General features: G+C 59.9%; 24 protein-coding genes. 15 read left to right on the top strand and 9 right to left on the bottom strand.

Annotation, left to right across the window (positions count from 1 at the left end; all coding sequences use genetic code 11):
* Positions 1 to 168 precede the first annotated feature (168 nt).
* Entirely contained in the window at positions 169 to 1059 is an 891-nt protein-coding gene (locus RLW55_RS00425) for a class I SAM-dependent methyltransferase (RefSeq protein ID WP_409562348.1), read from the top strand.
* A 145-nt stretch (positions 1060 to 1204) separates the two neighbouring features.
* Here the strand turns inward: RLW55_RS00425 and RLW55_RS00420 are convergent, their stop codons facing one another.
* Entirely contained in the window at positions 1205 to 1696 is a 492-nt protein-coding gene (locus tag RLW55_RS00420; protein ID WP_423415285.1) for a cupin domain-containing protein, read from the bottom strand.
* 412 nt (positions 1697 to 2108) lie between these two features.
* On the opposite strand from RLW55_RS00420, the gene ykgO reads away from it, so the two are divergent.
* Positions 2109 to 2234 carry a type B 50S ribosomal protein L36 gene (ykgO, locus tag RLW55_RS00415; protein ID WP_013216601.1) on the top strand — a complete coding sequence of 42 codons (126 nt, stop codon included), beginning with the start codon at positions 2109 to 2111 and terminating at the stop codon, positions 2232 to 2234.
* Between the two features lie 85 nt (positions 2235 to 2319).
* Positions 2320 to 3042, top strand: coding sequence for a tetratricopeptide repeat protein (locus RLW55_RS00410; RefSeq protein WP_423415284.1), 723 nt, complete (start codon positions 2320 to 2322; stop codon positions 3040 to 3042).
* Positions 3043 to 3059: 17 nt separating this feature from the next.
* Here RLW55_RS00410 and RLW55_RS00405 read toward each other — a convergent pair whose 3' ends face one another.
* The 4 genes from RLW55_RS00405 to RLW55_RS00390 all read right to left on the bottom strand — a co-directional run bounded on the left by RLW55_RS00405 (position 3060) and on the right by RLW55_RS00390 (position 7112).
* Positions 3060 to 3809 (bottom strand): DUF4336 domain-containing protein, encoded by a 750-nt coding sequence (locus RLW55_RS00405; protein WP_423415283.1) that lies wholly within the window; start codon positions 3807 to 3809, stop codon positions 3060 to 3062.
* A gap of 44 nt (positions 3810 to 3853) precedes the next feature.
* Complete coding sequence (pyk, locus tag RLW55_RS00400) at positions 3854 to 5299, bottom strand: pyruvate kinase (protein WP_423415282.1); 1446 nt, start codon at positions 5297 to 5299, stop codon at positions 3854 to 3856.
* A complete protein-coding gene (locus RLW55_RS00395) occupies positions 5296 to 5715 on the bottom strand; it encodes a DUF1036 domain-containing protein (protein WP_085941688.1) in 420 nt (139 codons plus the stop codon). The genes pyk and RLW55_RS00395 overlap by 4 nt, the downstream gene beginning before the upstream one ends.
* A gap of 101 nt (positions 5716 to 5816) precedes the next feature.
* Complete coding sequence (locus tag RLW55_RS00390) at positions 5817 to 7112, bottom strand: glycerate kinase type-2 family protein (protein WP_423415281.1); 1296 nt, start codon at positions 7110 to 7112, stop codon at positions 5817 to 5819.
* 177 nt (positions 7113 to 7289) lie between these two features.
* On the opposite strand from RLW55_RS00390, the gene RLW55_RS00385 reads away from it, so the two are divergent.
* The 3 genes from RLW55_RS00385 to RLW55_RS00375 all read left to right on the top strand — a co-directional run bounded on the left by RLW55_RS00385 (position 7290) and on the right by RLW55_RS00375 (position 9409).
* Positions 7290 to 7598, top strand: coding sequence for a DUF1244 domain-containing protein (locus RLW55_RS00385; protein ID WP_414461918.1), 309 nt, complete (start codon positions 7290 to 7292; stop codon positions 7596 to 7598).
* Positions 7599 to 7864: 266 nt separating this feature from the next.
* A complete protein-coding gene (locus tag RLW55_RS00380; RefSeq protein ID WP_013946407.1) occupies positions 7865 to 8161 on the top strand; it encodes a DUF2312 domain-containing protein in 297 nt (98 codons plus the stop codon).
* Between the two features lie 318 nt (positions 8162 to 8479).
* A complete protein-coding gene (locus RLW55_RS00375; RefSeq protein ID WP_024275407.1) occupies positions 8480 to 9409 on the top strand; it encodes a hydrogen peroxide-inducible genes activator in 930 nt (309 codons plus the stop codon).
* Between the two features lie 22 nt (positions 9410 to 9431).
* On the opposite strand, the gene RLW55_RS00370 is transcribed toward RLW55_RS00375, so the two are convergent.
* The 3 genes from RLW55_RS00370 to RLW55_RS00360 form a co-directional block, all read right to left on the bottom strand.
* Positions 9432 to 10982, bottom strand: a complete 1551-nt coding sequence (locus RLW55_RS00370) for a DUF882 domain-containing protein (RefSeq protein WP_423415280.1) — start codon at positions 10980 to 10982, stop codon at positions 9432 to 9434.
* 221 nt (positions 10983 to 11203) lie between these two features.
* Positions 11204 to 13387, bottom strand: coding sequence for a L,D-transpeptidase family protein (locus RLW55_RS00365; RefSeq protein WP_423415279.1), 2184 nt, complete (start codon positions 13385 to 13387; stop codon positions 11204 to 11206).
* 464 nt (positions 13388 to 13851) lie between these two features.
* Positions 13852 to 15360, bottom strand: coding sequence for a sigma-54-dependent transcriptional regulator (locus RLW55_RS00360; RefSeq protein WP_423415278.1), 1509 nt, complete (start codon positions 15358 to 15360; stop codon positions 13852 to 13854).
* Positions 15361 to 15660: 300 nt separating this feature from the next.
* Between RLW55_RS00360 and RLW55_RS00355 the strand changes: the two genes are divergently transcribed.
* The 8 genes from RLW55_RS00355 to RLW55_RS00320 all read left to right on the top strand — a co-directional run bounded on the left by RLW55_RS00355 (position 15661) and on the right by RLW55_RS00320 (position 25474).
* Complete coding sequence (locus tag RLW55_RS00355) at positions 15661 to 17508, top strand: M3 family oligoendopeptidase (RefSeq protein WP_423415277.1); 1848 nt, start codon at positions 15661 to 15663, stop codon at positions 17506 to 17508.
* Positions 17509 to 17702: 194 nt separating this feature from the next.
* Positions 17703 to 19616 (top strand): potassium transporter Kup, encoded by a 1914-nt coding sequence (locus RLW55_RS00350; protein ID WP_409562361.1) that lies wholly within the window; start codon positions 17703 to 17705, stop codon positions 19614 to 19616.
* Between the two features lie 176 nt (positions 19617 to 19792).
* Positions 19793 to 19936, top strand: coding sequence for an aa3-type cytochrome c oxidase subunit IV (locus RLW55_RS00345; RefSeq protein ID WP_013946414.1), 144 nt, complete (start codon positions 19793 to 19795; stop codon positions 19934 to 19936).
* A 109-nt stretch (positions 19937 to 20045) separates the two neighbouring features.
* On the top strand, positions 20046 to 21185 hold the full coding sequence (locus RLW55_RS00340) for a Re/Si-specific NAD(P)(+) transhydrogenase subunit alpha (RefSeq protein WP_414461923.1): 1140 nt from the start codon (positions 20046 to 20048) through the stop codon (positions 21183 to 21185).
* Positions 21186 to 21196: 11 nt separating this feature from the next.
* Entirely contained in the window at positions 21197 to 21598 is a 402-nt protein-coding gene (locus RLW55_RS00335) for a proton-translocating transhydrogenase family protein (protein WP_423415276.1), read from the top strand.
* 65 nt (positions 21599 to 21663) lie between these two features.
* Positions 21664 to 23088, top strand: coding sequence for an NAD(P)(+) transhydrogenase (Re/Si-specific) subunit beta (locus RLW55_RS00330; RefSeq protein ID WP_423415275.1), 1425 nt, complete (start codon positions 21664 to 21666; stop codon positions 23086 to 23088).
* Between the two features lie 157 nt (positions 23089 to 23245).
* Complete coding sequence (locus RLW55_RS00325; RefSeq protein ID WP_414461925.1) at positions 23246 to 24634, top strand: YiiX/YebB-like N1pC/P60 family cysteine hydrolase; 1389 nt, start codon at positions 23246 to 23248, stop codon at positions 24632 to 24634.
* 12 nt (positions 24635 to 24646) lie between these two features.
* Positions 24647 to 25474, top strand: coding sequence for an alpha/beta hydrolase (locus tag RLW55_RS00320; RefSeq protein ID WP_423415274.1), 828 nt, complete (start codon positions 24647 to 24649; stop codon positions 25472 to 25474).
* A gap of 78 nt (positions 25475 to 25552) precedes the next feature.
* Here RLW55_RS00320 and rpsU read toward each other — a convergent pair whose 3' ends face one another.
* Positions 25553 to 25906 carry a 30S ribosomal protein S21 gene (gene rpsU, locus RLW55_RS00315; protein WP_423415273.1) on the bottom strand — a complete coding sequence of 118 codons (354 nt, stop codon included), beginning with the start codon at positions 25904 to 25906 and terminating at the stop codon, positions 25553 to 25555.
* A 300-nt stretch (positions 25907 to 26206) separates the two neighbouring features.
* Between rpsU and RLW55_RS00310 the strand changes: the two genes are divergently transcribed.
* Entirely contained in the window at positions 26207 to 26770 is a 564-nt protein-coding gene (locus tag RLW55_RS00310; protein WP_414461927.1) for a nuclear transport factor 2 family protein, read from the top strand.
* Positions 26771 to 26774: the final 4 nt, after the last annotated feature.

The raw sequence follows: 26774 nt of genomic DNA, 5'->3' as shown, positions 1-26774 counted from the left end.
AAGTGGACTTCGTGAGCTTTAGGCAGGACATCAGGGAGATTGTCGGTATACGTCCTTTAGCCGAATAGGCTTTTACCATTTTGCCGCACTAGCATCGGCACTATGGCGCACGCGGATAATATTTTTCAGTGTCCTGTAACTGGCCGTCCCCTTCGGCGGCGAGGCGATATGTATGTCACCGACGATGAAGCCGGGAGCTATCGCGTCTTCGATGACATCGCAGTGCTTCTTCCGCAGGAGAATGAGCCGACAACCCCATCGAATATCATTGATTGGTATGATTCATTCGGGTGGGCGCAGAATGCCAATGGTAAATTCAAAGAAACAGACGCTCTCAACGAATCCAAACAGGTACAAATCGAGCATACCAGTCACTGCATTTCCCGCCTGAGCAAATATTTCGAAAAGGGTGGCGACTATATTGTTGACGTCGGGAGCGGCCCGATCGCGCATCCGGAACTTCTCAGCTACGGGCAAAATTTCAAGAAGCGTATTTGCATTGATCTCTCGATCACCGGTCTGCAGCAAGCCAAACAAAAGCTCAGCGATAGGGGCATTTACGTCCAAGGGGACGCAACGAGGCTTCCTCTCGTTAGCGGCTCGATCGATGCGATCACATGCAATCACCTCATCTATCAATTGCCCGTCCATCTGCAGAGGTCGGCTATCTTGGAACTGTGGCGCGTTTTGAAACCCGGCGGGGTCGCGGTGATCGTCTACAGATGGCTTCACTCCGGCTTTGCATTCCGGCTTGAGAGGCTCGCGTCAAAATTTGGTTTAGGTGCGGAAGTGGATAGGGCATCCGATCACGTTCCGGAACGTGATCCCGATGAGCCGCAACTGCGAAAATGGTTTGAAGAACAAGACTGGCCCTTCACCTACTCATACGACTGTTATCGTTTGATCGATAACGAGTTCATGCGCCGATACGTCAGCAATGATTGGCGTGGTCGGTTGTTTCTTAACACTTTGCTATCGATGCAGCGTTGTCTGCCATCACAGTGTGGAAGATATGGCCTGTTTCCTGCTATCGTTATCCACAAGCCGTCGTTGAATTGAGCCGAGACCTGCGTCCGACCGGCGGCCTCAGCAACTGATACAACATACACTCGAAATCCAACGTCAGGTCGGCCGAGCCCCGGAAAGGATTTCGGCTTCGCCGTGAATGGCCGGCCTGTCGCAAAGTGTGTCGATTGCGTGATCCTTATTTGCGCGGATCGTCGGCAGGATTGATGTATTTGATGTTCCACGGACCGGTCGCGGTAAGGAGAACGACGCTTTCCTCCTGGTTCCACAGATAGTGTGCGTGGCCAGCAGGCAATGTGAAGCTAGCGCCGACGCCGAGCTTGCTGCCCTTCTCGCGATCCAGCATTTCTCCCATGCCGTTCCAAACCGTGCCCTTTAGAACGGTGATCACTTCAGCGAAGGGATGAGTGTGGGCTGGAATCTCATATTTCGCCGGGAATTTTAGATAAGCCATAAAGACGCCGGGCTTGCTGGGGTTGCCTATGACGAGCGCACTTTTTGCGCCTTTGGGGAGCAGGGGCTCATCTTTCCATGCGATGGTGCCCAGCTCGAAATTTTCCATTTTGTCTGTCGTCAATCGCTGGATTTGGTCGTCCTGGGCGAACGCATATGTCGAAAGCGCTGCAACCCCCACGCTTGCCAATCCTGCCACCAAAATTCTGATGCTCATTTCCTTTCACCCCGTCTCTATGTGAGTAGCCGAAGCACTGCATAAATAGGTGCGGAGATGGGATGACAACGGCGATTTGCCTGCTCAGCGCCGGGAAAATTGCCTGTACCGCCAAACTCAGATGAGCCCTCGGCCCTTCCATGGTCTAAGGCGTTTGCGTTAGCGTTTTTATCCCCCACGGGGGTAAATTTCGGGGCTTCATAGGGCAAAGTCGCCGAAATGTTGAGAAACAGCAGGATTTGGGGGGAGGGGCGCCGAAAAACCACGGCGAAATTCTCCGAAAAGCGCACAAAGGCACTTGGCCTCGGCCAAAAAATCGCTAAAACGCAGGCTTCATCCCGCAGCTTCGCCCCGTCTCGATGGGGTTGGAGGTTCAGCCTCCAGCTGTCCACCAGCTTTAACCGGTGTCGTTATGAAAGTTAGAAACTCTTTGAAGTCCCTGCGCTCGCGGCACCGCGATAATCGCGTCGTGCGCCGTAAAGGCCGGGTCTATGTCATTAACAAGACTCACCGTCGCTTCAAGGCCCGTCAGGGCTGAGGCGCTGCCGGCGTCTATGCGACGTTACGGCGAATTCACCAGAGTCTTTTTGACCAAACGCCATGCCCCGGATTAATTTCGGGGCATGATTTTTCCTGCGCGCCTTCTTATCGGTCTTCTGATCCTCACGGGCGGGGCGGCAAACGCTGCCGCCGATGATGAGCTGCTGAAGACCCAGCCGTTCCCTGCCGAGCCGGTGCCGGCGCCGCAACCGCCTCCTGCCGTCAAGAAAGCGCCGCCCGTAGCGCCGTCTCCCGGTGCTCAAGCGCGTCAGAAGGGGCCGCCTGGGCTGATGGGCCTGCCGTGGCCGCAGACACCGGAACAGGTCTCCAAGACCCTCGACAATCTCTACGCCTATCTCGCGACCGAAGGCGACCATCGTCAGGCGGGCGAGATCAGCGGCGTCATCGAGCGGCTCTGGCGTATGCAGGGCGGCGATACCGTCAATCTGCTGATCGACCGCGGTGAGCTGTTCTCGGCGCAGAATCAAAACGAGAAGGCTCTGCCTTTCCTCGATGCGGCCGTCGAACTCGAGCCGCAGTATGCGGAGGCCTGGAGCCATCGCGCCTATATCGAATACCGGATGAACAACTACGCGGCGGCGCTGGGCGATCTAAGACGGGCGCTCGCCCTTGAGCCGAATAATTTCCGGGCGCTTGACGGCATGGCCAAGATCCTCGTGCAGATGGGCGAGAAAAAAGCTGCGCTGGAAGTCTACGACCAGCTTCTCAAAGTGCACCCCAACATCGAGGGCGGCCAGACGGCACGCGACGAGTTGAAAAAGGAAGTTGAAGGGCAGGGGATCTGAAGCCTTCGTTTGCGCGCCTAGGTCAAAAGCCAGCGGAAGGCGCGTTTCAGTTCGCTTGCGCCGTGGGATTCGTACCAGCGGCCGTGCGCCACGATGATGCGTTCCGGGTTCCAGCCGATCATCGTTTCGACGGCTTTGCGAAGCTCCGTTTTTTCATTCGAAAACGTTGCGCGGAGATCGCGCGGCATGCCGCCGTCCGGAGCGAGGCAACCGCCGAGGCGGGCCAGCAAGCGCATTCCGATTGAAAGTTTGTCGGGTTCGAAATTTTCGATCAGGTCAGCAAGGATCAGAGTGCGGCTCGGCCGATGGAAGAAGTCGAATTCGGTCATGTACCGGCCAGCGACGGAGATCGTCGCGATCTCTCCATCCCACGGATAGCCGCTATCGCGATCCAACGGCAGAGAAGGAAAGTCGATCCGTTTACCGGCTTGCTCCTTGATGCGTGGTGCGAGGTAAACCTCGGCTGCCGGGAAGGCCGCCTTCCAGTCCGGCGTCCACCAGTAGTGCAAGCGGTTCGGCGCCAAGATCCAATGGGGCTTTGCGATGCGTTCGATCTCGGCGCGGAGTTCGGGCTTCAGCGGCGTTGGAGAATGAATAAACGCGTCGCCGGTCTTGAGCCGGATGAGCGTCATCCGGGTCGGGAACTGCATTTTCAAAAGCGGAGGGCCGAAGCGGATCAGCGGACCGTCGACGAGCCACACGTTTTCCGCGACCGGCTTCAGGGTGTTGAGCGGCGGATAGGTTTGTTTTGCATCGTCGCCGTGCATCTTCAAAAGATGGGTGAAGACCGGCGAGATGCAATAAGGGTGGCTTACACCTCTTCCGCGATCGGTGCGCCGGAATCGTCGATGAAGGCGATGCGGATCATGTTCGTCGCACCGGGGCTACCGAGCGGGACACCGGCGGTGATTAAAATGCCCTCGCGTGCCTTGACCAAGCCTTCCTCGAACGCGATGCGGCATGCCTTGCGCACCATGTGCGAGAGGTTTTCGGGGTCGCCCGTCAGGATGGTATGGACGCCCCAGACCAGAGCCAGCCGACGTGCCGTCGATTCAACCGGCGTCAGACCGATGACCGGAATTCCGGGGCGTTCGCGCGTGACGCGTAGCACGGTCGAGCCGGTCGCTGTGTAGCAGACGATGGCGCCGAGCTTCACCGTGTCGGCGATGGCGGATGCGGCGGCGGCGATAGCGTCAGCACCGGTCGGCAGAGGCTCGGTCTGTGTCGCGTAGAGCATCGGCTCGTAAACCGGATCGTGCTCCACCTCGCGGGCGATTTTGTCCATCATCTGGATGGCTTCGACCGGGTATTGGCCAACGGCGCTTTCTGCCGAGAGCATGATCGCGTCGGCACCGTCGAACACTGCAGTCGCCACGTCGGAGACTTCGGCGCGCGTCGGCATCGGCGAGGAGATCATGCTTTCGAGCATCTGCGTCGCGACGATGACGGGCTTGCCAGCGGCGCGCGACAGTCTCGTGATCTTCTTCTGGATGCCGGGCACCTTCTCGACCGGCATTTCGACGCCAAGATCGCCGCGTGCGACCATGATTGCGTCGGACGCCGCGATCACCTCTTCGAGTGCTGCGACAGCGGACGGCTTCTCGATCTTGGAGAGAATGGCGGCGCGATTGCCGATCAGACGGCGCACCTCGTGCACGTCTTCGGCGCGCTGGACGAACGACAAGGCAACCCAATCGACGCCGAGTTTCAGCGCGTGTGCTAGGTCAGCCTTGTCTTTTTCCGTGAGCGGACTGATCGGCAGCAGCGTGTCGGGCATCGAAATGCCCTTGCGGCTTGCGAGCATGCCGCCGGTCGTGACCTCGGCCTTGATTTGCACGGGCGACGCTTCGATGACGCGCATGCGCAGCTTGCCGTCGTCAAGGACGAGGTTGTGGCCCGGCTGGATGGCTTCGAAAATCTGCTCGTGCGGCAGGTAAACGCGTTCTTCCGTGCCGAGCGTTTCGTCGCGGTCGAACTTGAAGATCGCGCCGGTCGGCACGTTGATGCGGCCGGCGTCGAAATTGCCGATGCGGAACTTCGGACCCTGCAAGTCGGCAAGGATGCCAATGGGGTGGCGATGGCGCGCGGCGCAGGCGCGCACGGTGTTATAGAGCGCCTTCGAACCGTCGTGGGTCGAGTGGCTCATGTTGATACGGAAGACATCGACGCCCGCCATGAACAGGCGCTCGACCATCTCCGGGGAGGCAGACGCGGGTCCAAGCGTCGCTACAATCTTGACCCGCCGATTACGTCTCATTTGTCTGCATTTCCTTGGCCCGGATCGGTGAGGCGGATGGTCCACTCCTTCGCCTCGCCAGTATCTACTTCGAAAAATCCGGTGCGCTTATATCCGCGTTTCACGCAATCCTGAACCCCCCGGATGGCAAAGGACTTTTCTGTCGTGCACATGTCGTTTTTGCCGCCCCATTCGCCGCCACGATCGTAATCGACGGCGTGGACGTAAACGTAGCGGCTCGGCAAGGCTCCCTTCAGAAGCGTCTCGCAGGTTTGCGATGCGATATTCCACCAGCCTTCCGTCGCCCAGCCTGTGGTGTCCTGATAACCAATGGCGACGCCCACCCGGCTCGATGTCGCGTTGCAAAGCTTCAGGTCGGCATGTGCCGCCGACGTGTAAACACATAAGGCCAACGAAAAGATGACGTGCCGGACAATGGCGCGCGAAGAATTGCGGGATGGCAAGTCAGAAGCTCCAATTCCTATAGCGGAGAGTTCTGGTTGTGTCCCCAGCCGTTCGCCAACGACGTTTGTCTTGCTTACGGATCGACAAGGATGACCCGGAAATCGTTGACGTTGGTTTGGGTCGGGCCACACAGAATAAGATCGCCTATGGGGCGAAAGAAACCCGTCGAGTCGTTGTTCTCCAGGAACTTGGCGGCATTGAGATTTTGTGCCGCAGCCCGTGCGAGCGTATCGGGGAAAACCATGGCGCCTGCCGGATCGCTGTGGTGTCCGCCACCGCCGTCGATGCCGTCGGTATCGCCAGCGAGGCCGGAGATGCCCGGCGTGCCATTCAATGCGATGGCGAGGCCGAGTGCGTATTCCTGGTTGGGGCCGCCGGAGCCGTTGCCGCGTACCGTGACGGTCAATTCGCCACCGGACATAATCGCGACCTTTTCGCCCTTGGCTTTCGCTTCGAGCGCCATCTCGGCGTGCTTGCGGGCAACCTCGTGCGCTTCGCCCTCAAGATCGTCGCCAAGCATGATGGTGCGATAGCCTAGATCGCGCGCGACGGCGCCTGCAGCTTCGATCGAAGCGCGTGGTGCGGCGACGATTTTGTAAGTCGAATTGGCGAGCTTTGGATCGCCGGCTTTCAGCGTTTCGTTTTTCGGATCGTCGAGCGCTTTCGCGATCTCGGGCGACGGTGTGATCTTCCATTTGGCGAGCACGGCGCGCGCGTCCGCCAGCGTCGAGCGGTCGGCGACGGTCGGGCCGGAGCCAATCTCGTCGGGATTGTCGCCCGGCACGTCGGAGATAGCGAGCGTCAGCAAGCGCGCCGGATAGACAGCTGCAGCGAGCTTGCCGCCTTTGACTTCGGAGAGGTGCTTGCGCACGCAATTCATTTCCGAGATCGGTGCGCCGGATTTCAGCAGCTGTTTCGTCAGGGCCTGCTTGGCTTCGAAGCTGACGCCTGGCACCGGAGCCGCCCAGATCGCCGAAGCGCCACCCGACAACAGGCAAAGAACGAGATCGTTCGGACCGGCGCTCTTCGCCAGCGCAATGGCGCGTTCGGCACCAACGATGGAATTTGCGTCGGGAACGGGGTGGCCCGCTTCCAGGATTTCGATGATCTTGGTCGGCAAGCCGAAGCCGTGGCGCGTCGAGATAAGGCCCGAGATTTTGTCGGCTTCGCCTGTCGCGATGTAATGCTCTTCGGCTGCGACGGCCATCGCGGCAGAGCCCTTGCCGGCACCGATGATGATGATCCGGCCGCCTTCAGGGACCTTGGGCAGGTGCGCAGGCAGGCAAACCGCGGGGTGGGCCGTCCGATAAGCGGTTTCGAACAGCGTGCTCAAAGTCTCGCGGACGCCGCCGTTCGTGCCGTCTTTCATAGTGTCTCCCTAGGCCGATGCCTGCTTGTTATCTCATTATTGGGGGTCTGGTTTGCGCAAACGCTCCGTCTCCGTCAAGGCATCAGAGGCCGCAGCTTATGCGGGCCTTTCGGGTGGCCGGCATGGTGCTTATGTCGTAAGGCCTGTCGCAGGACCCTGCCGGTCAAGGAGTTGGCCATGAAGACTTTCGATCCGCAGACGACAATTGAACTCGAAGCCGCGGTATTCCGGCGTCTGGTCGAGCATTTGCGGTCGCGAACGGACGTTCAGAACATCGATATGATGAATTTGGCCGGATTCTGCCGGAATTGCCTGGCGACCTGGATGTCGGACGCGGCGGAGGCCAAGGGGCTTGAATTGTCTAAGGATGACGCCCGCGAAATCGTCTACGGCATGCCGTTCCAGGAGTGGAAAGCCAAGCATCAGACCGAAGCGTCACCCGATAAACAGGCGGCCTTCGAACAGAACCGGCCGAGAGATCATTAATCGTGGTCCCCGGCGACTCGCGTTCCGCGAGCCGGCCGCCGGGGACGGCTTTGGAGCAAGCAGTCGGCCGGCTTTTTTGCGCCTTGCGACTCTCCTTTGGAGAGCCGGCCGCAAGGCGCGGCACCGCAGCGACTCAAAAACGCTCCGCGACATATACAACGTCAAGATGGCGGACCAAATTTATCCCTTTGGATAGCGGGGATCGCCGCCTTGCTGTGGCCGACGCTCGCCGTTAGCGTCGGCGGAACAAGACAGCAGGAGTTCCCATGAGCACGCTTCAAGCCTCGGCGCAAAATCAGCTGCGCCAGTTCGTCGAACAGATCGAACGCCTCGAAGAGGAAAAGAAGCAGCTCGCGGCCGATATCCGTGACAAATACACGGAAGCCAAGGCCGTCGGCTTCGACGTCAAGGCGCTGCGCCAGATCGTTCGGCTGCGCAAGAAGAGCAACCAGGAGCGCCAAGAAGAAGAGAGCATCCTGGAAGTCTACATGCATGCGCTGGGAATGCTGGATCAGGCGCCCAATACGGAAGCGCTTGCCGACGCGATGATGGCCGCTGAGTAAGAGAGCCTTTAGTTGCGCCCTGCGCTCGCGTTCCGCGAGCCGGCTGCGGGGCGCGGCTTCGATTGGCCGGTCGCCAGCATGGGCTTTCATTGCCGGCCGCAAGGCGCGGTAACGCCGATCTGCAACCCGTAATAAAACAGCACCACCCAGTCCCCATTCGGCGCTGAGGAAAGGGCGGTGCTGGCGACGGCAGTCTTTCGACTGCCACCTCTGTGCGCGCGGAAATGTGATTGGTTCTACGCGTCTTCAGGTTCACCCTAATGCCCGGTCGTGATAAGGACAAATCGCTATTTCTTGCGCTGGGCATTAGACCTTCTGATGGTTCACGTCACACTCAAGCAGCTCCGGTATTTTGACGCGCTCGCGCGCGAACAGCATTTCGGCCGCGCCGCCGATGCTTGTGCGGTCACGCAGCCTGCATTGTCGATGCAGATTCAGGATCTTGAAGCCTCATTGGGCATTGCGCTCGTCGAGCGAACGCGCAGCGGCATCAAGCTGACGCCGAAGGGCGAGGAAATCGCGCTACGCGCGCAGCGGCTTCTCAACGACGTCCGCAATCTCGTCGATTATGCGCAGCACGCGGGCGGCCTTCTTTCCGGGACGCTTCGGCTGGGTGTCATTCCGTCGGTTGCGCCGTATCTGCTGCCGCCGCTTCTGCCGCTGCTGAAGGAGCATCATCCTGATCTCGAGCTACACGTTCGCGAGACGCAGACGCAGGTTCTGACGGATGAGCTGGTCGAGGGGAAACTCGACGTGCTGCTCTTGGCTTTGCCGATCAAAAATCCGGATATCGAAACGCTACCCGTTTTCGAAGACCGGTTTTTGCTGGCGATGCCGAAAAGCCGAAAGCTCTCGGGCCGCGTGCGAGCAACGAAGGAGATGGTCGAGCACGACCGCCTTCTGCTGCTCGAAGAGGGGCATTGCCTGCGCGATCAAGCGCTCACCTATTGCAGCTTGCAGCAGGTCGATGATGTCAACACGTTCGGAGCGTCGAGCCTGTCGACTATCGTCGAGATGGTGTCGGCAGGTTTCGGAATCACGCTGCTGCCGGAGATCTGCATCGGCATCGAAAGTCGTGGTCGCGACATCAAGATGATCCGCTTCGTTGATCCTGAGCCGTCGCGGTCCATCGGGCTTGCGTGGCGCCGGTCAAGTCCACGGCGCGCGGATTTTTTGGCGTTGGGCAAGTTCGTCAACGAGGCGGGGCAGGTGTCGCTCAAGCGCGGCGTTGCGGCGCTCGAGGCTTAGCGCCAGTCAACTTAGCGACTTGTCAGCGGGCGCTGGTCTGGACGGGACGGTTCGAGATGCCCGTTGCGATGCGGCTGTCTTCCAGTTCCTTCAGGGCTTCGGCGTGCACGGCCTTGCCTTTGAATTGATCGCACCACATTGCTTCCGCCAATTGGCGTCCCGGTCGGAACCGCATTGGCTCAAGCGTATCGACATCATCCAGGACTTCGAGCGTAGCGGCGACGTCGGGAGCCTGCATCGGTGCGAGCGGCTTGTCGCGGGCCGTCGGTTCGTTGGTCAGAAACGGAGCAAGCGGGAAGGGGCGATAGTCCATCTCGTCGGGATGGTCTTCGTCGTAGGCCGGTGCCTGCGCCCATTCGGTCATACTGGCCGGGCGCATATCGCTGACGGTTCCGGCTGCCGGATCGAGGCTTGCGACTTGAGCGATCGGCGCTTCCGAAGGTTTGCGATTTTCAGCCATGGCTGCGGCGGCGAGCGCTTTCTGCGGGCGAACGGCGGGTCTTGGACCTTGGATGAGTTCCGGCAGCGGCATCGAGGCGGCGGACGCAACCAGATCATTGAGCTTGCTGCGATCGGCTTGCGACGGAACCGTGAAATGCGACGAGCGGTCGATCAGTCTCGGGACAGCGATAGCCTGTGATTGCCCATCGCTGGGTTCGAGCGAAGCAACCGTCGACGCGGGCGCGAACGGACGTACCGGCGGCGAGAGCGACGGATCGGGCTCGGTCGTTATGTTGACGTTGCGCCGGGTCGAACCGTCGGCTGTTTTCGGGCGCGTGCCTAAGCCCAATGAGGCGACGACGTTGAGATGCTTCTTCGGCGGGCTGACCTCGAGGGACGCCACCATGGTGCGCGAGGTTCCTGGCTCACGGCGATCATGGAAGAATTCGGCGACCTGGGTTGCAAGCTCGTGGAACCGGCTGCGTGCGATTTTAACGTCGGCCGGGGTGATTGGACGACCATCGGCGGGCACGAATTTCGAGTGGCCATTCGGAAAGAGCAGGGCAAGCTCCTGGCGCGGCATCCGCGGCCACATGCGAACGTTGGCCGTGTCGATGTGAATGAAGGGGATGCCGGACGTCGGATAGTATCCGACGCCGCCGCGCTCACGGATCAGCGCAGAGTAGCGCATCTTCTTCAGCGGAATGTCGGGGAAGGTAATGTCGATCGCCTTGCCGGTGATGTGCTGGCTGAACCGCGCCTGACCGCCGCGCGTTTCGCGAAGCATTTCATTGGTGCTTGCCGTGCGATAGCCGCAGATGATGTTGATCGGCTCCTTCGAGCCGAGCTCTTCGTGCATTTCCCAGGCGAGGTCGATAGTGGCGGGCGCGATCGTGATGATCTTGTTTTTGCGCCAGTCGCGCATGATGTAATTTATCTTCGTCATCGCCTCGGGAATGTATTTTCCATTCCGCTTGTAGACGATGGTCAGGCGTTCGTGCGTGTGGATGTGATAGAGGGAAATCACGCGCTCATTAGGCTGCCCGGCCGCCGTCATCTTGTCGGCGTTGAGACACACAGACAAAATCAGCGCGAGTGCGCCGAATACCAGCCCTGAGCGGCGAGCGGCCACGAATTCCCCCGTCCCTACTAAAAACATTCCGAGCCCGACTGGGGCCAAATGCTCGGCCGTTAACGATTAACCCCGAACCGTTAAGAGGCAGTAACTATCCCCGTCCGATATCTAAAACTTCGGAAAGGGCGATAAAAAGGCCGGTGGGCTCGGCAAATGAAAAAGCCGGCTCGCTTACGCGGCCGGCTTCTCATGTCTGCTTCGTCAGTCGTTGGGCGTGCTCAGAAGCCGCCAAAGACCTGCTTGAAGAAACTGCCGAGGCCACCGTTGTGCTTTTTGCGGCGCCCGCGGCTGTCGTATTCGTCGTCATCGCCGAAGAGCGATGCGAAACCGTCGTTGCGCCATCCCTCATTCGGTATGTCTTCCGGCGACACCTTCTTTTCGTCAGCTTTGACGATCTGGTTCCACTTGCCGGCGAGCGCGAGCGTAATGCGTTTCTCGTGGCCGTAGATGTCGTTGAAGGTCTGAACGTCGCCGTTATCATCGACCCACGCCGTGAAATACGTCACGTGCACGGGAATAGGATGATCGAGGGCGATCTCGTTCTCCTCCGGGCCGTTCTTGACGAGATCGTCAACCTTCTCTTTGTCCCAGCCTTTATCCTTGTCGAGGATCAGCTCAGCCAGCGACACGGGGTTGCGCACGCGCATGCAGCCGTGGCTGAACGCGCGGACGGGTTCGTTGAACAGACTTTTGCTCGGCGTGTCGTGCAGATAGACCGCGTGCTTGTTCGGGAACAGGAACTTCACGACGCCGAGCGCGTTGCCGCCGCCGGGTGGCTGATAGACATGGAAATTGCGAATGTCGGTGCGAGACCAATCGACATTCCGCGGATCGACCTTGCGACCGTTGTATTCCATGACCAGACCCTGGCGACGCAATGAATCGTAGCCCGATCGGAGGCCTGGCAGCAGTTCCTTGATCTTGATCGAGTCCGGAACGTTCCAGCGCGGCTTAATAACGACGGTCTTCATCGTCTCGGAGAAGATCGGCGACTGTGCGTCGGGCCGGCCTGAAACAATACGTTCTTCATGGATGACCTGGCCGTTCGACACCACGCGGAATTTGAATTCCGGGATGTTGACCATGACGTAGTAGTTGCCGAGATCGGCGGGCATCCACCGCCATTCTTCCATATTTGCGACGAGGCGGTCCGTCGTGACGCCATTGCCGGCGTTCAGCGAATTGCGCAGCACGTTCGTAATCCAGAAGCTCGCCGGGCGAATGCCCTTCTGCTCCTTGTACGCCTTGACGGCGTCGGCCAGCGCGTTGTCGTAATAATTTTCGTCGGCGGGCGAGCCGTCAGCTTTGACCGGCGGCACCGTGACTTTCAGGCGCTTGCGCAGGATGGCGATTGCGGGATCGCTCTGGCCGGGCTTCATATTCGGCCCGCTGGGAATTTTAAGCGCTTCCTCGGCCTTTTCCGACGCCCGCAGTGCGAGGAGCTTCTCGCGCAAACGGCGGAACTGCTCCTGCTGCGGGTTGAGCGAGGTCAGATAGGCAGCTTTGTCGGGTGCTGCCGCAAGATCGTCGATGACGGTCTTGCGATCAAGCAGTACCGGCTTGCGGTCGATGTAGGTGCCGAGCTGTGCGGACGGATCGCTGATGCGATCGCCGTGTGCATCGCGCGCATACTCCATCGCCTCAAGCGACAGACGGGCTTCTGCGGCCATCAGGTCGTCGGGATTAAAGCCGCCGTCGGCGTTCGCCTTCAGATCGGGGATCTTGAAATCGGCCGAGCGCAGGCCCCAATCATCGGCACCTTGGAGCGCCGAAATAAGGCTCTTGGCTTCGGGGGTGAAGCCGTGCTTGTCGACCCACAGCGTTGCGCCCATGCGGTCGTGATAGAATTTTGCGAGCGCGTCGCGATCGGCAGCGTCGGTTCCGGATAGCGCCTTCTTGGCGTTGTTCTGAATGTAGTCTTCCATAGGCAGATAGAGCAGCCGATCGTCGGCGACGATTGTGGGCTGTTGGGCAGCTGCGGTGTCGGCAGCAGGTGCAGGCGTTTCAGCAGCCGGCGCGGATACAGCCGTGTCGGTTGGTTTGTCGGTAATGGCAGGTGCTTCCGGCGCCTTGGCTTCCGACGCCGGAGCTTCGGCTGCAGGCTTGCTTTCGGGAGCAGCCGCGCTGTCGGTCGCCGGCGCTGCTGGGGCCTGTGCAGCGGTGGAAGCGTCCGGTACCGGTTTGGCAGCGTCTGCTGCGGGTTGATGTTCTGGCGCCGTTTCCTGTGAACCGGCTGCGGGAGCAGCGGCAGGTTGTGTCGCGCTATCCGTGCTGTTGGACTGCCCACTTGTCGATTGTTGATCACTTGTCGGCTGATCACTGGCGGGATCGAGTGCCAACGCGGCTGATCCTGCGCTGGCCGTCAGCAACAGGCCGACAGCCAGGACTTTTGCGACGCGCATTCCGAAAACCACCTTTCAACTCCCCCGGCGATAGATAGGTGCCAGCGTTTCGTCTGACCAACCAGATCGCGGGACATAACTGTGTTGCACAGCGCTGTGGCGAAACTGTTGCTGCTTCGTGCCCTTAAATGCACAGAAAACGGGCCAATACGGCGCGTCCGATGCGCCCACCCGATTCGATTACTTCCAACACCATAGAAAGCGGAAAGTTTCAATTTGATTGCAGCGCGTCGGATTTCGCGACAGCTATAGCCAAAATGCAAAAGCCCCGGATGCAGCCGGGGCTTTTGCTGTCGAGGGCGAAGGGGCTCGCTCTCTCATCCTGGCCGGCGATCTTGAAGACCGGTCGGATGTAAACAGAATGTTGTGTGCGGTCTGGTCGCATGGTGGCGGGAACGGAGGGCGCGTGCATGCGCGCTCCACTCTCGCCTTTGGCGTGCAGCCTCTAAGGTTCGGTGACGTGTCTAGTTGGTGCGGGGCTCGAGGCCGTATTCCTGCATTTTGCGGTAGAGCGTCGAGCGTCCGATGTTGAGTCGTTTGGCGACTTCCGTCATGTGGCCGCGATAACGGCCGAGAGCCAAGCGGATCATGTCGGCTTCGATGGCTTCGAGCGAGCGGATTTCGCCGTCCTCAGCCATAGCCTGGATACCGAGCGCACTTCCCGCCGATGAGGTCTTCATCTCGACGGTATGCGGGACGGTGTTCTCGGCGCCGAGAAGGGCCGGGCCGGTGTAGGCCTGCGGCTTCTGGACGACCGAAGGTGCGGCCGGAATTTCCGCCTCGAAGCCATCGACGTGGGCGGCGATCTGAGGGAATTCCGAAACCGTGAGTTCAGGACCGTCGGCCAGGACGACCGCGCGGAAGACCGCATTCTCGAGCTGGCGAACGTTGCCTGGCCAGGAATAGGCCTGCAGCAAACGCATGGCGCGGTCCGAGATCGTGGTCACGCGTTTGCCTTCCTCGGCGGCGAAGCGGGCAATGAAGTGGCGTGCAAGCTCGGGGATGTCTTCGACGCGTTCACGCAGCGGCGGAACGAAGATCGGGAAGACGTTGAGGCGGTAATAGAGATCCTCGCGGAACTTGCCGTCCTTGACCTGCTGGATCATGTCACGGTTCGTCGCCGAGATAAGGCGGAAGTTGACCTTCACCGGACGCTTGGAGCCGACCGGATCGATCTCGCCTTCCTGCAGGGCGCGCAGCAACTTCACCTGAGCTTCGAGGGGCAACTCGCCCACTTCGTCGAGGAAGAGGGTGCCGCCATCGGCTTCTTGGAATTTGCCGATGCGCTTGTCGATGGCGCCGGTAAACGACCCCTTCTCGTGACCGAACAGAATGCTTTCGATCAGATTTTCGGGAATCGCACCGCAGTTCACGGTGATGAACGGCTGGCCGGCGCGATCGCTCTCGCCTTGAATGGCGCGTGCGATGAGTTCCTTGCCGACGCCGCTTTCGCCTTCGATCAGAACCGGGATGTTCGATGCGGCGGCGCGCTTGCCGAGCGTGATGACGCGCGTCATCGCTTCGCCGCGCAGAACGAGATCGCCGAACGTCAGCTTGCCTTCGGCGGTTTTCTTGATGCGCGTGATTTCGTCCGTCAGCGCTTCAATTTTGAGGGCGCTCTTGATGGATACCTCGAGCCGTTCTGGCGAGGCGGGCTTGATGACGAAATCGACTGCGCCGCGGCGCATGGCGTTGATCGCGGTTTCGATCGAGCCGTTCGCGGTCTGCACGATGATCGGCGGCATGCCAGCAACGTGGCCGACACGGTCAAGAACGGCCATGCCGTCCATCCCCGGCATAATCAAGTCCAACAGGACGAGACCGATCTGGGGGCGTTCCTGGCCTTCGAGAACTTGAATGGCTTGTTCGCCGGAGCCACATGATTTGGTCTCGAAGCCAAATCGCTTGATGGTCTCTTCGAGAATTCGACGTTGGGCAGGATCGTCATCGACGATCAGAATACGCTTTGACATTTTCACGCAACTTTTACTCTAACGCAGACACGAGGGTCGTTTTTGAGCAATGGAAGCAGACTGCCCCAGCTTCACACACTTGGTGACCCGGAACTTACGCAACGAGCACATCATTGCCGGACAACGGTAAACGTAAGGTTTCGCGGTGACGCAAATTTCGCCGCTGTTCGCTAAGAGGCTGAACTCTCGCGAAAGTTTTTTTCAGCCGGTCCCGACCCTACATCTGTCCAGATCGTCAAATTTCATCTTTTCCGAGGCTGTGCTAAGCCACGGCTCGCATTCTTAACTATAGAGGTTCTCATGCGCAGGTGGCCGTTGTCCGACATCACTCTCGCTCCACAAGCCGCGACCAAGTTGGCGGAAGACAAGGACGCATTGGGCAACATGCCGCAATGGGATCTGAGTGATCTCTATTCCGGCCCCAACGATCCGGCCATTCAGCGCGATCTCAAAGAAGCGGCCGCTGAGGCGACGCGCATCAAGGCGACGTATCAAGGGCGCTTAGCGGAACTCGCCAAGGACGGCGACAAGCTGATCCATCCGGTCAAGGATTACGAGAAGTTGTCCGATCTAGCGGGCAAGCTCGGATCGTTTTCCGGACTCTACTATGTTCTCAATCAGACGGACCCGGCGCGTGCGAAATTCAATGCCGACGTCTCGGAAGCGCTGACGAAGCTCTACACCGATCTCATCTTTTTCGAACTCGAACTCAATCAGATCGACGACGCCGTGCTTGAGTCGGCGCTGAAGCACGAAAGCCTCAAGCGCTATAAGCCGTGGTTCGATGATCTGCGGAAGGAAAAGCCGCATCAGCTCGACGAACGCATCGAGACGCTTTTCACCGAAAAATCGCAGACGAGCCGCGGCGCGTGGAACCGGCTGTTCGACGAGACAATGTCGGCGCTGCGATTTGAGGTCGATGGCGAGAAGGAAGCGCTTTCGCTTGAACCGACGCTCAACCTGCTGTCGGACGCCGACGAGAAGAGGCGCGAGGCAGGATCGAAAGCGCTCAGCAAAGTTTTTCAAGCGAACCTGCCATTGTTTTCGCGCATCACGAACACGCTTGCGAAAGACAAAGAGATCTCCGACCGCTGGCACAATTTCAAAGACGTTTCAGACAGCCGCAACCTTGCGAACCGTGTCGAAGGCCCGGTTGTCGACGCGCTCGTGTCGAGTGTCCGCGCGGCCTATCCGTTGCTGTCGCATCGCTATTACGCAATGAAAGCCAAATGGCTCGGCAAGAAGACGCTGGCGTCTTGGGATCGCAACGCGCCGCTTCCCGACAAACCGGAACGCACGATCACGTGGTCGGAAGCCGAGCAGATCGTTCTTCGGGCCTATAATGGCTTTGCACCCGAGATGGCGACGATCGCCAAGCAGTTCTTCGATAAGAACTGGATCGATGCGCCGGTGAAGCCCGGCAAGGCGCCAGGCGCGTTCTCGGCGTCGACGGTGCCGTCGGTGCACCCTTACGTCATGATGAATTATCTCGGTAAGCCGCGCGATGTCATGACGCTCGCGCATGAGCTTGGCCATGGCGTCCATCAATGGCTGGCGCGCGATCAGGGTCCGCTGCTGGCGCCGACGCCGTTGACGCTCGCCGAGACGGCATCCGTGTTCGGGGAGATGCTGACGTTCCGCGCGCTCATCGCTGAGACCAAGGATGCGCGCGAAAAGAAAGCGATGCTCGCGGCCAAGGTCGAGGACATGATCAATACGGTCGTGCGCCAGATCGCATTCTATACTTTTGAGCGAAAGGTTCACGAAGCGCGCCGCGAGGGCGAACTGACGGCCGAGCAGATCAATGGCTTCTGGATGGAGGTACAGGCGGAAAGCCTGGGGCCGGCGATCGATCTGAAACCCGGCTACGAGGTCTTCTGGACCTATATCCCGCACTTCATTCATTCGCCGTTCTACGTCTACGCCTACGCGTTCGGCGACTGTCTGGTAAACTCGCTTTACGGCCTTTACGCCGAAGCCCACCCCGGGTTCGTGGCGAAATACTTCGATCTGTTGAAAGCCGGCGGGTCGAAGCACCATTCGGAGCTGCTGGCGCCGTTTGGGCTCGATGCGCGCGATCCTCAGTTCTGGAATAAGGGACTTAAGGTCATCGAGGGGATGATCGACGAACTGGAAACCATGTCTTGAGCCTGCTCTAGAAAGCGTTCATAAAACCGACTGTTCGGCGGTGCAGCGAATCCTGCGAAGGTGTGCTGCCGAACGGTCCGCTGGAAAGGCAACTCGGGGGTGGCGAATTTAACGCTTTCCATTGGCTCGACGTGAGGGTAGAAGCCCGCCACTTTGCTGCGATGCAGCCCAATTCGACAGGTCGAGGTGCCTGAATGGCACAAGCGCCCGCCTCTTCTCAGGCTGCCGATTATGGCGTCGGAGAGGGGCATGACAGTAAGAACTTCTGGGCATTGGCACTGGGCTCGGTAGGTGTCGTCTTTGGCGACATCGGTACGAGTCCGCTTTATGCTTTCAAGGAGGCTATCACAGCTGCTTCGCACCGCGGACTAACCGCCGCGGAGGCGGCGGTCGGCGTGCTGTCGCTTATCTTCTGGAGCATGACGCTCGTCGTCACGGTGAAATACGTGCTCCTTTTGCTCCGCGCCGATAACAAGGGCGAGGGCGGTATGTTCGCGCTGATGGCGCTGGGCCAGACCGTCGCCCGTCGCAGCGCGCCGCTGCTCGGCGCGCTCGGCATCGCCGGCGCTTCGTTCTTTTATGGCGATGCGGTTATTACGCCGGCGATTTCGGTGTTGTCGGCGGTCGAAGGCCTGCAACTCATCGCGCCGCAATTCGAGCGCGCCGTCATTCCGGTCGCCGTCATTGTTCTCGCCGGTCTTTTCTGGATGCAGTCGCGTGGCACGGACCGGGTCGCGCGATTTTTCGGTCCGGTCATGTGCGTCTGGTTTGCCGTTCTGGCGCTGGGCGGTCTCGTCCACATCGCCGACAATCTGCACGTTCTTCGTGCCCTCAATCCGATTGAGGGCATTTCGTTTGTCTACCACCACGGATTTCTGGGCCTGACAGTGATGGGCCTCGTCTTTCTGGCATGTACCGGCGCCGAAGCGCTTTACGCCGACCTTGGCCATTTCGGCCGGAAGCCTATCTCTGTCGCCTGGGTCTACTTCGTCATGCCGGCGCTGGTGCTCAATTATTTCGGCCAGGGCGCGTTGGTCATGAACGACGCCAATGCGATCGAGAACCCGTTCTACAAGCTTTATCCCGACTTCATGCTTGTGCCGATGCTGGTCCTGTCGACGTTCGCGACCGTGATCGCAAGCCAGGCAGTGATAACGGGCGCCTTTTCGCTGACCCGTCAGGCTATCCAGCTCGGCCTCGTGCCGCGCTTCGAGATCCGGCATACGTCGGAGAGCATGGCCGGACAGATCTATATGCCGAGGGTCAACTGGATCCTTTTCGTAGCCGTTCTTGTCGCGACTTTTGCCTTCAGGACGTCGTCCAATCTGGCGGCGGCCTACGGTGTATCGGTGACGGCAGCGATGGTCATCGATTCGTTGATGGCGTTCTTCGTCATTTGGAAATGCTGGAAGTGGCCGCTGTGGCGCGTTGCGCTCATCATCATTCCGCTGCTCTTGATCGAGCAGGCGTTCTTCTCGGCCAATATATTGAAGCTGCTCGAAGGCGGCTGGGTGCCGCTCGCCATCGCCTGCATGCTGGCGATCATCATGTTCACCTGGGTGCGCGGCACGCGCGTTTTGGCAAAAGTCACGAAGCGCAACGAGGCCGACCTCGATTGGCTCGTGCGCAAGCTCGAAGCGAAGCCGCCGCATCGCGTTTCGGGAACGGCCGTGTTTCTGACCGGCGATCCCTATGCGGCGCCGACGTCGATGATGCATAACCTGAAGCACAATCGCGTCATGCATGAGCGCAACATTCTGCTCTCAATCCGAACGGAAGAGACGCCGCGCGTAGCCCGTCATGAGCGGCTGACGATCGAGCGCGTTTCCGATCATTTCATCCGGATCATTGCGCGCTATGGCTTCATGGAAACGCCGAGTGTGCCGAAGATTCTCGAACATGCGCGCCGGAAGGACTGCAACATCGACATTGGCTCGACGTCGTTCTTTCTGTCGCGGCGTTCGCTGCGCATGACAGCGAAGTCTGAGATGCCGCGCTGGCAGGAACGCCTGTTCATTATGCTGGCAGGAAGCGCGGAAGACGCGACGACTTACTTCCAGATTCCGACCGACCGAGTCGTCGAGGTCGGTACACAGGTTGCGGTGTAGCGAGGCTTGCTCGCTTCTACAACCTAGGCTCGATGCCGTACGGTGGGTGCGCGGCCCCTGCTGATTTTCTGGCGCAAACTGAGCTAAAGGCCAGACTGCGACACCTTGAAGCTCGCCACATCTTGAGATACCTAACCCCATACAGATTTTAAAACACGCCACTGGGGAGTGAAACTTTGGATATCGATACCTCGAAGGGTAGCCCGGCAATGGACTACGCAGCGCATCTTGAAACCTACCGCGATTTCGTGCGCTTCCTAAAGATTGGCGTCATCACAGTGGCCGTCATTCTCGTCCTCATGAAGATCTTTCTGGTCTGATCCCCGGCTCACCTACGCCAATTAGGTGACGTCATGGGGCAGGCCGGTAATGGACTGCCCCTTTGCTTTTTCCGGTTCTGCCCCTGCCGCCCATCGATTGGACCGAGACATGGTTACGATAGCTGTCACCAGTGAGCCGGCCGACGAGCCGCGCGTTGCCGTTTCGCCGGACACGGTCAAGAAATTCACCGGCCTCGGCGCGCTCGTTCGTATCGAGCAGGGCGCAGGACTTCGATCGCGCTTCTCCGACGACGCTTATCGCGCCGCCGGCGCGGAGATCGTCAGCAAAGCCGATGCGCTTTCCGGCGCCGATATTCTGCTGAAGGTTCGCCGTCCATCTGTCGATGATGTCAAAGCACTGAAGCCCGGTGCGATCGTTGCCGGCATGGTCGATCCTTACGGTGAGCGCGACGGTCTCGACGCGTTGGCGGGGACCGGCGCAACCGTCTTCTCGATGGAATTCATGCCGCGCACGACGCGCGCGCAGTCAATGGACGTGCTGTCGAGCCAGGCGAACCTTGCGGGCTACAAGGCCGTCGTCGATGGCGCTTCGATGTTCGGTCAGGCGCTCCCGATGATGATGACGCCCGCCGGTACAGTTCCGGCGGCAAAGGCGTTCATTATGGGCGTCGGCGTTGCGGGCTTGCAGGCCATTGCGACGGCGCGGCGGCTCGGTGCGCAGGTGACAGCAACAGACGTTCGGCCAGCGACAAAAGAGCAGGTCCAGTCGCTCGGTGCGAAGTTCATCGCCGTCGAAGATGATGAGTTCAAGCAAGCGCAGACGGCTGCCGGTTATGCCAAGCCGATGAGCGCGGAATATCAGGCGAAGCAGGCCGAACTCGTCGCCAACCACATCAAATCGCAAGACCTCGTCATCACGACGGCGCTCATTCCCGGTCGTCCGGCGCCGAAGCTTATTTCGCGCGCCATGATCGAGAGCATGAAGCCCGGCTCGATCATCGTCGACCTCGCGGCCGAGCGCGGCGGCAACACCGAGATGACGGAGCCCGGCAAAACGATCGAGACGCCGAATGGCGTCAAGATTTTCGGGCCGCTCAATCTTGCAGGCACTATCGCCGTCAACGCTTCAAGTCTCTACGCCCGCAATCTCTTGGCTTTCCTCGAAACGATGATCGACAAGAAGGAAAAGACGCTGGCGGTGAATTGGGACGACGAACTGATCAAGGGAACGCTGATCGCTAAAGACGGGCAGATCGTGCATCCCAATTTTGCGACGAAGACGGCATGAGGAGCCTTGCCATGCGCTTGATCCAAACTCTGCTCGCCGCTCTTGCGGTCACGGCATTAACGGCATCGTCGGCTTTCGCGGCCGAGGGGCATGGCGTCAGCCCGTCTGTATACGAGCTGATGGTGTTCGTGATTGCCGTTTTTGTCGGCTACTACGTCGTCTGGTCGGTGACACCGGCTTTGCACACGCCGCTCATGAGCGTCACGAACGCGATCTCGTCCGTGATCGTGGTCGGCGCGCTGCTCGCTGTCGGTGTTTCGCTGACGGGTTCGGACAGCGGCATCGCTCGCGTGTTCGGGTTCCTCGCATTGACGATGGCGTCGATCAACATCTTCGGCGGCTTCCTCGTCACCAACCGGATGCTCGCCATGTACAAGAAAAAAGAAACGCCTCCACCGAAGAAAGAGGGCTGACGCTCGCGTCGCTCGTCGCATGAGAACCGCCGCAGGAATCCGATAACAGGCCCGGGAACGCACCTATGTCCGCAAACGTCGCCGCTCTGCTTTATCTCGCCGCCGGCGTTCTCTTCATCCTGGCGCTTAGAGGCCTGTCGAGCCCCGCGACATCGCGCAAGGGCAACCTCTACGGTATGATCGGTATGACGATCGCGATCCTTACGACGCTTGGGCTCGCCGAGCCGACGGCGACGTCCTGGATCCTGATCGTGCTTGGCATCGGCATCGGCGGTTTTATCGGCGCCAAGACGGCGCGCGAAATTCCGATGACGATGATGCCGGAACTCGTCGCGGCGTTTCACTCACTTGTCGGTCTCGCCGCGGTGTTCGTTGCGGCCAGTGCGCTTTACGCGCCATCGGCGTTCGGCATTCTCGTCGATCCGGCGGCGCCCGATCTCGGGATCAAGGCCGGCAGCCTGCTTGAGATGTCGCTCGGCGTTGCGATCGGCGCGATTACGTTCACCGGTTCGGTCATTGCGTTTGCGAAGCTTTCGGGGCGGATGTCGGGTAAACCCATCATGTTGCCGTCGCGGCATCTGATCAATGCGGGCCTTGGCATTCTGCTGATCCTGATGATCTACGCGTTCATCGTGTCGGGCGGGTCGGCGTGGCTGTTCTGGCTGATCGTGGCGCTCTCGCTGCTGATCGGCGTCCTGATCATCATCCCGATTGGCGGCGCCGACATGCCGGTCGTCGTCTCGATGCTGAACTCGTATTCGGGATGGGCGGCTGCGGGCATCGGCTTCACGCTCGGCAACGTCGCGTTGATCATCACCGGCGCGCTCGTCGGCTCGTCGGGCGCCATCCTGTCGTACATCATGTGCAAGGCGATGAACCGGCAGTTCCTGTCCGTCATCGCGGGCGGTTTCGGCGGCGAGACTGCGGCGGCCGGAGCTGCAGGCGGCGGCGAGCAGAAGCCCGTCAAGCTCGGCTCGGCGGAAGATGCCGCCTACGTTCTCAAAAATGCGTCGAAGGTCATCATCGTGCCGGGCTACGGCATGGCGGTCGCCCAGGCGCAGCACGCGTTGCGCGAGATGGCGGACGCGCTGAAAAAGGCCGGCGTCGAGGTCAAATACGCCATTCACCCGGTTGCAGGACGTATGCCGGGTCACATGAACGTGCTGCTCGCTGAGGCTAACGTGCCCTACGACGAAGTTTTCGAACTCGAAGACATCAACAGCGAGTTCGCACAGGCTGACGCCGTGTACGTCATCGGTGCCAACGACGTCGTCAATCCGGCGGCCGAGGAAGACAAGACGTCGCCGATCTACGGCATGCCGGTTCTTCAGGTCTGGAAGGCCGGAACGGTGTTTTTTAACAAGCGCTCACTGGCGTCGGGCTATGCCGGTATCGACAACCCTGTCTTCTATCGCGACAACACCGTGATGTTGTTAGGCGATGCCAAGAAAATGACGGAAGAGATCGTTAAAGCCCTGGCTGCGGACTAGGCTGGGGCGGGCCCAAGGGTCGGTGCGAGCCGACTGGCCGTAGATCGTCGGCCAATGGGGCGGATCGGCAACAGGAGGTTGCCGATTGCGGTGGCTCGGGTCAGAACCGGGCCGGTCTGCTATAACTTGCAGCCAAGGGTGAGTTTGAGGGTTTTCCGTGTTGGCTCCTGTCGCGTCGGCGTCTTTCGAAAACGATATCCAGCACATCGAGATTCTCGCGGCGACGCCGGTAACGAATTCGGCGCTGCTCGCCCGCAACCTGCAATTCATCTATGAGCGGGCATCGAAGGCGCGATTTGCCGATTACGACGTGGTGGGCATCGCGCGGCAGGCGCCGCAGTTGATGTACCGGCTGTTTGATTTGCGTGTTGGGCTTCGCGATCACCTGGCGCATTACGAGATGCTCGGCCTGATGACGCCTGAGGTGACGCAAGGCTTCCGAGACGTCTTCCGGGTGCTCCGATACGTGTCGGACATGCTTGGTGAGATCACGACAGGGCATCCGCGCACAAACGAGAACGGATATCTGCTGCGCGGCTTCACCGGCGCTGACAACAACACGCTCGTGAACTACGACTTCTACCGCAGCGGCGCGGCCCACCATTTTCGCTCGGGCGACGTCGTGCTGGTGCGAGGCACGGCGCACAACAGCGCCGCCATCGCCCGGATCGGTGACGTCGATAGCCAGTTCAGCCATATCGGCATCGTCTACATCGATCCTCAGGGCGACCACTGGATGGTCGAGAGCCTGATCGAAGACGGCGCTACCATCACCCCGCTCGCGAAGGCGCTCGACCATAACATCGTGCGCGCTGTGCTCTATCGTCATCGTGATGCCGATCTCGGAGCGCGCGCGGCTAAATACATTTTCGATTACGTGGCGGCGTCGCACGCGAAAGGCGGCAAGCGCATCCTTTACGATTTCTCGATGCGCACTGACGATACGCGGAACTTGTTTTGTTCGAAGCTGGTCCGGCTCGCCTATGAGCAGGGCAGCTTTGGGACTTTCAGGCTGCCGACCTATCCGACGCACATCGCCCGCAAGAACAAGGATTTTCTGGACCGCGTCGGTGTCGCGACCGACCTGACGTTTGCGCCTGCCGACATCGACATGGAATCGGGTTTCGATCTTGTCGCCGAATGGCAGGACTATCGCGATACGGCCGGCATTCGCCTGCAAGACTTCACGATGGACAAGCTTTTCGAGTGGATGGATAGATACAACTATCGCTTCGAAGAGACGACGGCGGTCAAGCTCGTTTCTCTTTTAGGCCGCTTTTCGTCACACTTCTCGGAAGGGGCTAAGGAAGTTCTGTCGTCGGTCTTTCCCCGCGTCCCGATCAATATGCCGCGCAAGACCGTTGCCGTGGTTGCGATGCTGCACAAAACGGCCGAGCCGATCTATCGGGAACTCATGAAGCTCAATCAGGATTGCGTTGCGGAGACGGGTGTCCCGCTTCATGGTTTAGACGCGATGGCAGCGCTCGAAAGCATTCGTGAACGAGAAGGTGACAGGATCGGGTATCTGGTTCGTCATCGTGACTGACCCAAGGCGGGCGTGCTTTTGGTTCTCAAATACATTCTGATCACTCTCGTTCTCCTCTACGTCGTCGTGGCGGGGGCGATGTATGTGGCGCAGCGGCGGTTCCTGTATTTCCCCGATCCCGTGCGCACGGCGCCCGCGGTTGCGGGGCTCGTGGGCGTGTCTGAGCTCGTCATTCCTACACCCGACGGTGAGAAGCTGATTGCCTGGTACCGCAAGGCGCGGCCGGGTCAGCCGACGCTGCTTTATCTTCACGGCAATGGCGGCTCGCTGGCGTTCCGCGCTGAGACGATGCGGAAATATATTGAGCACGGGCGCGGCATGCTCATGCTGGCGTACCGGGGCTTCAGCGGTTCTACGGGGTCGCCGACGGAAACGGCCAACGTGGCGGATGCGAAACTTGCCTACGAGACGCTGATCCGCGACGGCGTGGAATCCCGCGACATCATTCTGTATGGCGAATCGCTCGGCTCGGGGGTGGCGATACAGGTGGCGAAGGATGAGAAGGTCGAGGGGCTTATTCTCGATGCGCCCTACACGTCCATTCTCGAATTGGCGTCGGCGGAGTTTCCGTGGCTACCGGTCGGGCTGCTGCTGAAGGATCGATACGAATCGATCAAATACATCCATGACGTCCACGTGCCGATTTTTATTATGCACGGGGATGCCGATGAGGTCGTGCCAGTCGAGATGGCCCGCCGGTTGTTCGCTGCCGCCCATGAGCCGAAGGAGATCAAGATCATTCACGGCGGAGGGCATGTCATCCATGACGGACCCACCTTCGCGTTCGTGAATGGCTGGATCGACAGACTGCGCGCGGGAAAGTTGCTGGCGCGTGACTAAACGGACCGGCTTTCAGCAATACAAAAAGGCCCGCGGACATCGCGAGCCTTGATTGTGTCGTCGCTTTGCGGCGATGGCTTAGAAGCTGCTGCCGGTGCCGCCGCTGCTGGCTCCGCCAGCGCTGCCGCCGTTCTGGCCGCCGCGGAAACCGCCGCCTGCACCGCCCTGGCCGCCACGGCCGGGACCACCCTTGCCACCGGCGCCACGCGCCATTGCAGGCTTGCTCGGCAGGAGACCCTCGCGCTGCAGCTTCTTGCGGGCGAGCTTGCGAGCGCGGCGCACCGCCTCGGCTTTCTCGCGGGCTCTCTTTTCAGAAGGCTTTTCAAAATGACCGCGGAGCTTCATCTCGCGGAAAACGCCCTCGCGCTGCAATTTTTTCTTAAGCGCCTTGAGAGCCTGATCAACATTGTTGTCGCGAACGAGAACCTGCAAGCAGTTGTATCCTCTGAAGAAATTCTGTCTCTTGAATGCGCAAAACCACCGACTCCGGAGGTTTGGCCGCCGGTGTCCGCGCGTGTTCTGGGCCGCCTTGTATCAAAGACGATGAAGATTGGCAATCGGCAGGACGGGAAATCCGTCAGGGCACCGCTAGGCCCAACGATACGCCGAATGGGCCTTTTCGGCCGCGGAATTTCGCCTTTTCGGTTAAGGCGGCAACCGAAATTTCACGCACAGCGGGAATCATAACATCAAGAGAGGATTGGGACAGCCTCGTCCGCGAAAGGATCGCCTATGACAGGATCCTGGAATGCCCGGCCATTGCTCCGAGCGATCGGTCTTCTGATGATCGCCAGTGCCGGAGGAGCCTACAGCCCGGCCAAGGCTGCGAATGGCCAAACAGACGGGCCGGGGTGCGCCAAGCTTTCCGAGGTCCAGATGGTTCAATTGCTCAATGGCTGGCGCGCAGCGTTCGTGAGCGGGAGCGCGGAACAGCTTTCGACCCTTTATGCTGATGATGCAACGCTGGTCGCGACCAAGGACGGCAAGGTCTACAAGGGCCGCGATGCGATCCGGACCTACTATCAGGATTTCTTTTCCCGGCATCCCCGGCTGTCGATCCGCCCGGCATCGCTCGTCGCCGGATGCGGTTCGGCGACCGTCAGCGGTCCTGTGATCTATCGCATCACCGGCGAGCGCAAAGGGACGCGGATGTTGCTTGGCGGGCGGTACAAGACCGAATTCGAACGGGTCGGCGAGAAGTGGGAAATCGTTCGCCATTCGCTCGCGGCCGATCCGAGGACCATCGGCGAGCCGTTCGAGAAGACGCTGACCAAGGCTCCTGCATCGGATCTTTGAGGCG

Source organism: Hyphomicrobium sp. B1, from assembly GCF_049532635.1.
Lineage (GTDB): Bacteria > Pseudomonadota > Alphaproteobacteria > Rhizobiales > Hyphomicrobiaceae > Hyphomicrobium_B.
This window is presented reverse-complemented; position numbering and strand designations above follow the sequence as displayed.

Coding starts and splice junctions, on each gene's coding strand:
- RLW55_RS00425 (WP_409562348.1), top strand. CDS start 169: ATGTATGTCACCGACGATGAAGCCGGGAGCTATCGCGTCTTCGATGAC.
- RLW55_RS00420 (WP_423415285.1), bottom strand. CDS start 1,696: ATGAGCATCAGAATTTTGGTGGCAGGATTGGCAAGCGTGGGGGTTGCA.
- ykgO (WP_013216601.1), top strand. CDS start 2,109: ATGAAAGTTAGAAACTCTTTGAAGTCCCTGCGCTCGCGGCACCGCGAT.
- RLW55_RS00410 (WP_423415284.1), top strand. CDS start 2,320: ATGATTTTTCCTGCGCGCCTTCTTATCGGTCTTCTGATCCTCACGGGC.
- RLW55_RS00405 (WP_423415283.1), bottom strand. CDS start 3,809: ATGCACGGCGACGATGCAAAACAAACCTATCCGCCGCTCAACACCCTG.
- pyk (WP_423415282.1), bottom strand. CDS start 5,299: ATGAGACGTAATCGGCGGGTCAAGATTGTAGCGACGCTTGGACCCGCG.
- RLW55_RS00390 (WP_423415281.1), bottom strand. CDS start 7,112: ATGAAAGACGGCACGAACGGCGGCGTCCGCGAGACTTTGAGCACGCTG.
- RLW55_RS00385 (WP_414461918.1), top strand. CDS start 7,290: ATGAAGACTTTCGATCCGCAGACGACAATTGAACTCGAAGCCGCGGTA.
- RLW55_RS00380 (WP_013946407.1), top strand. CDS start 7,865: ATGAGCACGCTTCAAGCCTCGGCGCAAAATCAGCTGCGCCAGTTCGTC.
- RLW55_RS00375 (WP_024275407.1), top strand. CDS start 8,480: ATGGTTCACGTCACACTCAAGCAGCTCCGGTATTTTGACGCGCTCGCG.
- RLW55_RS00365 (WP_423415279.1), bottom strand. CDS start 13,387: ATGCGCGTCGCAAAAGTCCTGGCTGTCGGCCTGTTGCTGACGGCCAGC.
- RLW55_RS00360 (WP_423415278.1), bottom strand. CDS start 15,360: ATGTCAAAGCGTATTCTGATCGTCGATGACGATCCTGCCCAACGTCGA.
- RLW55_RS00355 (WP_423415277.1), top strand. CDS start 15,661: ATGCGCAGGTGGCCGTTGTCCGACATCACTCTCGCTCCACAAGCCGCG.
- RLW55_RS00350 (WP_409562361.1), top strand. CDS start 17,703: ATGGCACAAGCGCCCGCCTCTTCTCAGGCTGCCGATTATGGCGTCGGA.
- RLW55_RS00340 (WP_414461923.1), top strand. CDS start 20,046: ATGGTTACGATAGCTGTCACCAGTGAGCCGGCCGACGAGCCGCGCGTT.
- RLW55_RS00335 (WP_423415276.1), top strand. CDS start 21,197: ATGCGCTTGATCCAAACTCTGCTCGCCGCTCTTGCGGTCACGGCATTA.
- RLW55_RS00330 (WP_423415275.1), top strand. CDS start 21,664: ATGTCCGCAAACGTCGCCGCTCTGCTTTATCTCGCCGCCGGCGTTCTC.
- RLW55_RS00310 (WP_414461927.1), top strand. CDS start 26,207: ATGACAGGATCCTGGAATGCCCGGCCATTGCTCCGAGCGATCGGTCTT.